Origin of the sequence: Rhodoferax sp., assembly GCF_034519335.1 — a bacterium.
In the GTDB taxonomy this organism is placed as follows: domain Bacteria; phylum Pseudomonadota; class Gammaproteobacteria; order Burkholderiales; family Burkholderiaceae_C; genus Allorhodoferax.
Genome location: NZ_JAXHOL010000028.1, coordinates 31965 through 41134, shown reverse-complemented (window position 1 = coordinate 41134; position 9170 = coordinate 31965). Strand labels below are relative to the sequence as shown.

Below are 9170 nucleotides of genomic sequence, written 5' to 3'. Positions count from 1 at the left end.
TCTCCAGAGTTGAGGGGTTGGTGGGGCTGCTTAGGGCAGCCAGGGGCAGGTGATGACCTTGGCAGTGTTGCGGTACACGTTGTCCGCACCGTTGGCCAGGCGCTCAGCGGTCACCATGTCCAGCGCCTTCTTCTCGTTGCTGGGGCCCACCAACAAGATGTTGGGAGTAATGCCCAGCGGTTTGCCGTTGTCCGCCTTGAAGGACATCATGGCGGTGCGGGCCGCTTCGTAGCCAGCAGAGTCCAGCGTGGCCTTGCTGCAATAGGCTTGCTGCCAGAGGCCAAAGCCCACGTTCAAACGACCGTCCACACCAAACACGAACTCGTTCTTGTTGAACACGTTCTCATCGGTCAGGCTGGTCTTTGCCACGAAGGCATAGTCGCGGCGCTTCTGCACGATGAAGGGCTTCAACACCTTGGTCGTATCCAGCAGATACCAGGGGTTGCCAGCGCCTGCGGTGAAGTTGCTCACGCTGGCTTCTTGGCCGGACAAGCCCACCGGGTGGTCGGTGTCAAAGTAGTACTGGCCGTCATAGCACCCGGTGGAGATGCCCAGCTGGATCAAACCAAACAGCAGCTCATCGGGGTGCAGATTGGCATCCTGGCCCATTTGGGAGACCAGGGGCGTGTAGGTGCCGTACTGGTCGTCTTCAATGGCTTCACGGGGAATGGTTACCGTACCTTCGAAGGTTTTGTTTTTTATGGTGTAGCCGTGCAGCTTCAGGTTCTGGTGCACGCGCTCGCCAATCCACTCGCGCAGCTTGGTGTTGGCACCGAGCCAGGCGTACACCTCTTCGCTCGAAGAGGAGGGCACCAGCATGGCGATCTTGTCCCACATAGGAGACACGCTGGTAAATGCGCCCTTGAAGGCGGCGTTAAAGCCCTGCTTGAGCAGGCCTAGGTTGCTAGGGGTGATTTGCATTGTTTCTCCAGGAGAAAAAGAGGTGTGACAGAAAGGGGTTAGGGGAACTCGATCCAGACGCCTGCGGCTTCCACATCGCGCACCTTGCCGGCCACTGCGCGGGTGTTGGTGCCGTTGGTCTTGGCCACCGTCTGGTTGTCCACGATGTAGCAGTCGGTGTTGATGTCGGCGATGGTGATCAGGTCACCGGCCGCGCTATTGGCAAAGCGGAACCAGCCGTCCTTGCGGGTGCGGGCCTTCACTTCGCCGTTGGCGCCTGCGGTGTTGTCCACGGTTTCATCAAACACGCCCACGGCCTTGACCGTGGTGGAGGTAATGCCGCCTTGGGCAAAACCAGCGGCCGTGACAACGGCAATGGTTCCAGAGAGCACCTTGGTGGCGGCCAGCACGCCAAAGGCGGCTTGCTTGCCATCGCGGCGCTGGGTGTCGCGCTCAGTGGTAATAGCTGTCATGTGGGTTCTCGGTAGTTAAGGGGGGTGAGGGGGTTAGGCGGCTACTTCCGCACCAGCGCGGAACTGCTCCAGGGTCAATCCCATGCTCTTGCACATGGCCAGTTCTTCAGCAGTGCCTGTCGCTTTGTCGGCCGCAGCTGCGGCGCCAGGCTTGGCGCCATTGGTTTGTGTTTGGCCCGCCAAGGCTGGGTTGCCCGGTGTCTTTTCAATAAGCGACTTGAGCATGGCCACGTCTTTGTTGCCCACGTTACGCCACACTTCTTCCACTACGGGGGTGCACTTGCCAGCGGCCACTGCTTCGGCAATCAGACGGTCCACCTCCCCCGTGGTTTGCTTGGCAGACAAGGCCACTACCTGCTCGTTGAGCTGGTTGAACTTATCCAGGGACACCCACTTGGTGGGGTCAGGTTCGCTGCCGGTGCTGGCCTTCAAGGCGGCGACCTGGGTGCCCAGCTCATCGGACTTATCGGCCTTGGCTTTAAGTGCTGCCACGGCCGCAATCGCCTGGTCTTTGGTGGTGGCGTCGGAAACGGTCAGACCCAGCGACTCCAAGAGCGCTTTCAAAACTTCATTCATGGTGGATTGCTCCGGTGGTTGGAAAATGGAGAGCGCACTGAGCCGGGCCATCGTTTCGGTGGCCACGGGGCTCATGTCGAGTGCGGGGATGTTGGTCAGCGCTGCGTTGGCAACGCCTGTGACTACGCCGGTTTGGCCGTCGTAGAGAATGATTGGACTGATGTACTTGTACTCTTTAGCATCAATCATCTGCTGGGCTTTGTCGGTCCACTGCACCTTCAGTGCATAGATGCCTTCGCCAGCACGCCACTCGAAGCGGGTGGCCCAGCCAGAAGCAGGCGCTGGCTGACCGTTCTTCTCGGACAGCAGCGCCTGGTGTTCGTAGTCAAAATTGAACTGGACGATCTGATGGCGACCGTTCAGCTTGGCGGCCAGTGCCTGGCCTTGTGCGTCAGATAGCTTCCATGTCAGCCCCTTACCTGGTCGACCATCGCGCCCAACAAACTCGCCTGCCGGCACAATGCGGACGTCGGGAGACGCGTCCAGCTGCAGGGCATGGGTCAGTAGTGCGAATGAGGTTTTTGTCATGAGGTGCCCATCGTCTCGCGATGGACCCCCACGGGGCTACTAAACTTCTTTAGTGCTTTGCACTTGGCAGTGGCGGGCTGCAGCGCTAGAATCTGCTCACCCGCAAAGTCGTCTCGGACGTTAGAGAAGGGGGCCAAGGTTCAAACCTCAGCCAGCATGCACTCGTTGCGGGTGCCTATTCCATAAGGGAGCCTTGCGCTCCCTTATTCATTGGTGCGCCAAGCACCTGCTTTCTTCCGCATCGAGACCATCGCCAGCGTTTTCTTGCTGGGCCGGATCTCCTGCACGAGCCAGTATCCTACATCTCCAACCAGCTTGGTGAAGACTAGGGCATCACGGCCCTGCTTGGTTTTGCCATCGGCAAACACGGCATCCGGCTCCGCCAGGATCATGGGCACCAGCGCAAAGTCGTCCTCCTCGATCGCCAGCTGGCCACGTGCTTCTTCGCGCCCGGCATTGCCGTGGCTCTTAAAGGTATGAATCGCGGCGTAATTGTCGAGCTGCGCTGAAAAGCCCGCCAGGGCGAACCCGGTCTTCTGCAGCAGCTCGGGCTTGGTCTGCAGCGGGCCCAAGGGGTGAATGACCTGTTGCGTCGTCATCTGCCGGGTGGAGCTGACAAAGCTTTGCACCTTGTAGGCATTGGCGGCCTCGACCTTGCGGGCCAGCATCTTCTCCAGGTTGGCCAGGCGCCCGCCTGGTGGGTAGTGGAAGGCCGGGTCCACACCGGTGGGCACCTGCATCACCTCGCCGGTGCGCTTGTTTACCACGGTGCGCATCACCTCGGGTGGGGCCTTGCCCACCTGCAGGCCTTCGCGCTCCAGGCTGCGCCGGTTGTGCTGGATCACCGTGCACTTACAGCCCCACTCTTTAATAGGCAGGTGGCTTTGCCAAAACGGGTCGCTGGCCAACAGCACCAAGCCCACAAAGCCCAGGTGGGTGTGGCGTGGGTTGACGGATGCGGACTGTAAGTACTCCAGATAAGGGAACAGCTCCTGGTTGCGCTGGATGCGCTCCCACTGCCCTTCGCTGTAGGCCGTTGCCAGGTTGGTGTCAAAGATCGTCTGCAGGCGGCTCGGGCTGCCCAGCTGCACCAGCTTGGCTTGGCCGTCCACCGGGTCCACCATCTCCTGGCGACCCCACCAACCGCGCGCCTGCAGCCGAGGTGTGAGCTGCTTGCTGAATTCTTCCAGGGTGGTGCCAGTGGCCAATGCCTTGTCCACCTCCTGGCGAATGTCCAGGAGCAGATCCTGGTGCATGCCCTTGGCCACGGTGAATGCCGCCTGGTGTTCTTCTTGCCAAACGTCCCGATGGTCAAAGCCGATCCGGTAGCCTTTTTGCCGAAAATAGGCGATCGCCTCCTCCGGGTTGACGGCTTCCAGGACAGGTTTTAGGTCTAGCTTTTTGGCCATGCGGTGGTTTTTTCTGCAAATCCCGGTTTGTCCCAAGCCTCAAACTTCGGAACCTTGCCGTTAAAGAGGCCTTAAAGAGCCGACTTTTTCAAATTTCCGGGGGTTGGGTGCCACCAGGCGCTCCAGCGGCTTTAATCCGGGTCACTTTTTGGGCTGGTTGACCTGCCCCCAGGCCCGTGCCGCAAACTGCCCGCGCGCCAACAAGGTGGCCAGCTTCTTGGAGTCCAGCTCGCTGAGCACGCCCTCCAGGCCGTCCCGGAATTCCTCCAGGGTGCTGGCGCTGGCCAGGGCGGCTTGGATCGGGGCCACGGTCTGCGCCATGACTTCCTGCCATTCCGCACCCATCTCGCCTGCCAGGTCGTCCAGCGAATCGCCACCAGCTGGGCTGGCCAGGTTGGCGCGCAGGGGTGCGGCCTCTTGTTTGGTCGGCTGCTTTGGTGGCACTTGTGGCGTGGCCACGGCGGTGCTCAGCACCTCTTCGCCCTGTGTGGCCTCCGGAATCTTCAACTTTTCGTGCGCCCAACGGGTAGGGATGCGCATGCCCATGCTCACCAGCTTGGGCACCGAGTCGCTCATCAGCTTCAGGTCTTCGGGCTCTTGGGTGTCAAACACCAGGCGCGGGCAGCGGCGGGGGTCTGAAAGCCCCTTGTTAATAGCCAGCAATGGGTAGCTGAGCTGGCGGGTCAGCGTATTGGACAGCTGCTTGGCGTCCGAGTCGCGCAAGTGCAGGGCAATGTCCTGGTGGATCTTGCCCAGGGCCTGGGTGCCGTGGGAGCCTTCGCCACTGGTCAGTGTGCCGCCCAAGGCCACCTTGCTCTGGATGCGCTCCATGAGGTTGATCATGGAGTCAAACGCCTTGTTGTCGCCCTTGGCCGCTTCCTTGAAGTCGATCATCATCCCGGCTGGAATGATGGCGGCCGCGTCGTGGCCAATGTTCACCACTGCGCGCAGCAGGGTGGCCTTGTCCTTTTCGGTGGCGCTGGCGTTGTAGGTGCCCAGGCGCAGGGGCAGGCCGTAGATTTCCAAGAACTCTGCCAGATCGCGCACAGCGTAGTTCTTGAACAGGAAGGGCCAGGCCATCACCCGGAACAGACCGCTGCGTGACACGTAGCCGCTGCGGGCCCGGTGCTGGTGCATCAACCAGCCAAAGGTCCACAGCGCCTCGCCATCGGCCGAGTTGTTGCGCAGTCGCAGTTCGTTGCGGCTGATATCGGGGTTTAAAGCCAGCTTGAACCAGCTCTGTGGCCGGTGTTCAATCTTGGTGGGCATCTGCACCTTCTCGACCCGGCCCCACGTCATCTCCAACGCCGCAAAGCCGTGACCGATGGCGTCCGTCATGTCAAACAGCACATCATCGAAGTCCTCCAGGGACTCCAGGGTCTCCTCCAGCCATTGGGCGTCTGCCTTTTCCTTGGCACTGGCATCCTTGGGCGGCACGATGGCCCAGTCCAAGCGTTTCACGGCGCTGCGGCGCTGGTCCATCACACTAAATAGATGGCCGTCCTTTTCCTCCATGTCCTGGAATAGCTCGTGCTGCGCGACAAGGTCACCGCGCTCGGCATCCTGCAGGATGCTGGCCAGCCTGGTGGGGGTGAGCCCCCGGCTGGGGTGGTTTTCAAACTCGTGTCGCAGCTGGGCCAAGTGCGCGGTCTGGGGCTCCTGGAGCTGGGCCACTTCAAAGGGCTGGCCAAATTGGTTGAGGATGGTGGACATATTGATTTTCTCCGTTGGGGCTACCAGGCGCCGTCCTGGCTGCCGACCTGGTTGCGATCAACCGCGTCACCGTCAGTGGCATCCCAGCGGGTCATGCGCGACGGTGCTGCCTGGTAGCCAAAGGCATTGGCGCCTATCAGGGTGCGCTTTACAAACCAGGCCAGGGCACCGGCAATAAAGGTGTCACCGTGGCGTTTACGCTTTTGGGCGTCCACAGTGCGCAGCTCTGGAATTTGGGGGATGCCCTTGATCACGCGGGGAATGCGGTGGTCGGCCAGCACGTCCGCATCGGCGGGCAGCTCGATGAGCTTGTCCTCAAAGGCGGCTTTGTAGGGCGGCAGGTTTTCCAGGTACCACTGCTGGGTGGCCATCACCCGCAAGATGATCTCGGGTCCGTATTTCTGCGCGGTCTCTTCGGCCATCTGGGAGCCCAGGCCACGGGAGTCCAGCGCGGCGCCCACAAAGCGTGGCAGCCGGTCGATGATGTACCAGAGGATTTGCATCTGCTGGCGGAAAGGCATGCCGCGCAGCTCCACAATAAAAGGCACGTAACAAGTCAGGTTCTGCCGCTGCAGCAGCGGCTTGAAGGCGGACAAGTCCCCCGTGCGTCCAAAGTCACCGCCCACGTAGCTCATCTCGTTCTTGGGCAGCGCGTCCAGCTGCGGCTTGAGGTACTCTTCGCACCAGTCAAAAATAGCGCGGTCGCGCACGTGCTCAGGTTTGAAGGTGAAGTCCGGCTGGCGCTGGTCGCGCAATATGGGCCAGCCCTGGCGCATGCACTGCTCCACCAGCTCGCGGCTCAAGAAGGCGCCGCTGCCGTTCTTGGGCACGCAGTCCAGTTCTTCCTCGGCGTCGTCGCCGTAGTTCGCCCGGATCTTGGCTTCCCAGGCGGCTTGCCCCTCTGCTGTCCAATCCACGCCAGTGCGCAGGCAGATGCGTTGGTACAGCCCTTCTTCCAGGGCCTCGCTGAAGGTAAAGCGGTGCACGCTGTAGGGAAAGCGCCCGGCGCGGGTGTCTTTTATGAGCTGGTTAAAGGGGTTTTCATCGCCGTCATGCGTGCTGATGATGCGCAGGTCACCGCCCCAGATCAGCAGCGCCATTGCGGCTTTCAGGATCTCAGCCTGGGCTTCATGGAAGGCGGCTTCATCCAGGATCACCCGGCCCTGCTTGCCGCGCAGGTTGCGGGGCTTTGAGCTGAGCGCGGTGATGCGGTTTCCACTAGCAAACTTGATGCTGAAGGCAAAGACCGACTTTCGTTCGTCCCCTTCCAGCCACACTTCTTCACCCACTTCAATGGCCTCGGCCATGCTGCTGAAATGCTCGGCCCACTGCGCACAGTCCAGAATGAACTCGATGGCCATGTCTTTGACATAGCCGATGTACCAGACGTCCATGCCGCTGGTGGCCGCCGCGCACAGCACCGAGTCGCACGCCTCGGCCCAGCTCAAACCAATACGGCGCGACTTCTCCACCACCTTGACCTGCGCCCGGTCATCCAGCCAGCGCTGTTGATAGGGCAGCAACACCGCGGGCGCGCGCTTCTCAAACTTATAGTCGGTGGCCGTGGCCAGCTCGCGCATCTGGGGGGTGATGATCTCGCTCATGGTCAGGCCGCAGCTTTCTTGGCTTCTGGAATGCCCAGAATCTTGGAGCGGATGGCTTCCACCGTATCGTCGCTAAGGCCCGCTTTCTTGACGGTCTTGACCACCTCTGTGGCTACCTTGGCAGCTTCAATGGCCATGAGCTTGCGCAGGTTGATGGTCTTGTCCACCACCAGCTTGTCTGTTTGGGCAAAGCCCTTGATGGCGTTGCTCAAGAACATAAGGTCTTCTGGGCTGGCGCTGTCCAGCTCGCCCAGGCTCTTGAAGGCCAGCATGCGCAGCATTTCCAGCAGCATGCGGCCCACGTCGCCGTCGGGTTCTTTGCCAATCTTGTCCATCCACACCGCTGCCATCTGCTGCGCTTGGCGGTATTCCTCCAAGCGTTCATTGGCAGTCTTCACATACCGGCCCACGGCAGAGCGGGATGCATCCCCGCCCTGGCTGGCAATGAGCGCCACGATCTGGTCAATGGTCAGCCGCCCCTCGCGCACGGCCGTATCTACAGCTTCCTTCACCGCTGGGTCCAGCATGGTGATGGAGCTGGGGCGCGAAGGCTTGCGCTTTTTGATGGTCTCGGTCATTTGTAAAGACCTTTAAAGGCCGCTGGCGCCGCGCTTCTTTACGCCAGGCGCGCTGGCCCGGCCAGAGGCAACGTCTTCGCCACGGCGAGTCAGGGTGGCCAGGGTTACGCGGCCCACGCTCTTGGAGCTGACCAGGCCCTGCTCGGTAAGCCATGCAATGTCGGTGGCTACCTGGTCGTTGCTGGCCACATGGCCATAGATCTGCTCGGCAGCGTCGCGCATCAAGAATGCGTTGGCGCTGTAGCCAGACGATTCCAGCAGCACCAGCAACAAAGACAGGCGCCGATCTTCAGTCAGGGTGTTTTGAAAGCTCATTTGTTGCTCAGCAAGTGTTGGTGAATCAATTGGGTCTGGTGCTCGACCCGCTTCAGCAGCGTGCCCATGCCCTCCAGTCCAGCGGCCAGGCTAGCTACCTCCTCACGCAGCTCCGACTGCTCGCGAGCCGTTGGCAAGTGCTTCACGGTTTCTTCCATCACCGTGAGCCGCTGGTTCTGTTCCTGGTTGGCCAGGTTGCTGGCCCGAATGAAGTCGGCCAGCTCCACGGCTACTGCCTTGACTGCACTGGCGTTCTCGTTGTCACGGGTGCGCAGGTAGGTCCAGACGCCAATGGCAATCAGAGCCAGCCAGTGGGCAATGTCCAACCAGAACTTGGCGGCGGAGTAATCGATAGATGTCATGCAGTCTCTTTCTCAAAGGGCTACCACGGGCAGCACACGGGCCAGCAGCAGTAGGTTGTTGTTTTGTGTGGTGGCTTGGGCCTCCACTCGGTAGCTGCACCCCGCCACACCACCCTGCAGCTGCTGGAAGGCACGGGCGCCCTTGAGCTGGACAGCGCCATACAGCAGAGCTGCGGGCGTTGCATCGACGCCCAGAACGGTGGTAACCACCATCTGCACGGACGCCACGGCATCACCTGGTGCGATGTCACGTGCAAAGTCAAACTCTGCAGTGATGCGCTCCTGGGCGTACTTGGCTGGCCAGGTAGTCGAGTTCAGATTGCTCACGCGCAGGCCCTCCAGTTGCGGCCAGCTGCAACGGCGCTGTAACGCCTGTTTAAAGTACTTTCAATACGCCACTGGCGTGCTGTGGCTTGTGCGCGGTAGGTACGGTCCTGGCCTTCAGCCTTCCAGCTGCGGCCGGTTGCGCGCACCTGGTAGCCAGTCGTGGCTGCGGTGAGCAGCGTGATGATGGGCGTGATGGCACGGCGAAACAGTAGAAGCAGGGACATGGTTATGGTCCTTACGCTTGCTCACCAGCCTCTGGCTGGGGCTCAGGGCACTGGTGGTGCTTGATGATCACGCCACCAGCTTCGGTGGGCTCGGTGACATGGGCGTCGGTGTTGGTATTGACGGGCTGGCCACATAGGGGGCAAATGGGGAAGTCGTTCAT

Annotated in this window: 12 protein-coding genes; all 12 read right to left on the bottom strand. The window is 61.0% G+C overall.

Features of this window, described 5'->3' with window-relative positions; translation table 11 throughout:
- Window positions 1–30: 30 nt before the first annotated feature.
- On the bottom strand, window positions 31–921 hold the full coding sequence (locus tag U5O12_RS12250) for a Mu-like prophage major head subunit gpT family protein (protein ID WP_322578910.1): 891 nt from the start codon (window positions 919–921) through the stop codon (window positions 31–33).
- A 38-nt stretch (window positions 922–959) separates the two neighbouring features.
- Window positions 960–1373: a hypothetical protein gene (locus tag U5O12_RS12245; protein ID WP_322578909.1), complete on the bottom strand. Its 414-nt coding sequence runs from the start codon at window positions 1371–1373 to the stop codon at window positions 960–962.
- 33 nt (window positions 1374–1406) lie between these two features.
- Entirely contained in the window at window positions 1407–2477 is a 1071-nt protein-coding gene (locus tag U5O12_RS12240) for a phage protease (RefSeq protein WP_322578908.1), read from the bottom strand.
- A gap of 203 nt (window positions 2478–2680) precedes the next feature.
- Complete coding sequence (locus U5O12_RS12235; protein WP_322578907.1) at window positions 2681–3886, bottom strand: phage minor head protein; 1206 nt, start codon at window positions 3884–3886, stop codon at window positions 2681–2683.
- A gap of 141 nt (window positions 3887–4027) precedes the next feature.
- On the bottom strand, window positions 4028–5599 hold the full coding sequence (locus U5O12_RS12230) for a DUF935 domain-containing protein (RefSeq protein ID WP_322578906.1): 1572 nt from the start codon (window positions 5597–5599) through the stop codon (window positions 4028–4030).
- 20 nt (window positions 5600–5619) lie between these two features.
- Window positions 5620–7203 carry a terminase large subunit domain-containing protein gene (locus tag U5O12_RS12225; protein ID WP_322578905.1) on the bottom strand — a complete coding sequence of 528 codons (1584 nt, stop codon included), beginning with the start codon at window positions 7201–7203 and terminating at the stop codon, window positions 5620–5622.
- A gap of 2 nt (window positions 7204–7205) precedes the next feature.
- Entirely contained in the window at window positions 7206–7781 is a 576-nt protein-coding gene (locus U5O12_RS12220) for a phage protein Gp27 family protein (protein ID WP_322578904.1), read from the bottom strand.
- A 12-nt stretch (window positions 7782–7793) separates the two neighbouring features.
- Window positions 7794–8096 (bottom strand): ArsR family transcriptional regulator, encoded by a 303-nt coding sequence (locus U5O12_RS12215; protein WP_322578903.1) that lies wholly within the window; start codon window positions 8094–8096, stop codon window positions 7794–7796.
- Window positions 8093–8458: a DUF2730 family protein gene (locus U5O12_RS12210; RefSeq protein WP_322578902.1), complete on the bottom strand. Its 366-nt coding sequence runs from the start codon at window positions 8456–8458 to the stop codon at window positions 8093–8095. Before U5O12_RS12210 ends, U5O12_RS12215 begins: the two co-directional genes overlap by 4 nt.
- A gap of 12 nt (window positions 8459–8470) precedes the next feature.
- Window positions 8471–8785, bottom strand: a complete 315-nt coding sequence (locus U5O12_RS12205) for a hypothetical protein (protein ID WP_322578901.1) — start codon at window positions 8783–8785, stop codon at window positions 8471–8473.
- Window positions 8782–9009, bottom strand: a complete 228-nt coding sequence (locus U5O12_RS12200) for a hypothetical protein (RefSeq protein WP_322578900.1) — start codon at window positions 9007–9009, stop codon at window positions 8782–8784. The genes U5O12_RS12205 and U5O12_RS12200 overlap by 4 nt, the downstream gene beginning before the upstream one ends.
- A gap of 11 nt (window positions 9010–9020) precedes the next feature.
- Window positions 9021–9170, bottom strand: a complete 150-nt coding sequence (locus U5O12_RS12195; RefSeq protein WP_322578899.1) for a hypothetical protein — start codon at window positions 9168–9170, stop codon at window positions 9021–9023.